The organism is Oleiphilus sp. HI0117 (assembly GCF_001635235.1).
In genome coordinates this window covers 1-489 of sequence record NZ_LWGA01000360.1, presented here as the reverse complement: position 1 = coordinate 489, position 489 = coordinate 1, and the positions used below count along the sequence as shown (strand labels likewise).

Here is a 489-nt window from a genome sequence, read left to right as displayed (position 1 = left end):
CTTGATAGACATCATCGGACCTTCGAAAGTAGACATGCCATAGAAAGAAAGCGATACAACCAAGAAACGTAGTACTGGGTCAGTACGTAGTTTATGCCATGCACCAGAAAGCGTCATCATACCGTTGATCATACCACCCCATGATGGAGCTAGTAGGACTAGGGACATGATCATGCCCGCACTCTGTGCCCAGTCAGGAAGAGCGCTGTAATGTAGGTGGTGAGCGCCTGCCCATACATATAAAGAAATCAGTGACCAGAAATGAATAATAGATAGTCTGTAAGAATAAACTGGCTTGCCAGTCTGTTTAGGAACGAAGTAGTACATAATGCCCAAGAAGCCTGCCGTCAGGAAGAAACCAACAGCATTATGGCCATACCACCACTGCATCATCGCATCGACAGTACCTGCGTAAGCAGAGTAGGACTTCCAGAACGTGACTGGAATGGCCATGCTATTCCCGATGTGTAGAATCGCGACAGTGATAAT

At 46.6% G+C, this 489-nt stretch carries 1 protein-coding gene; it reads right to left on the bottom strand.

From position 1 onward, the window contains the following. On the bottom strand, positions 1–489 hold a 489-nt coding region (locus tag A3757_RS04330; RefSeq protein ID WP_197469752.1), incomplete at both ends, for a cbb3-type cytochrome c oxidase subunit I.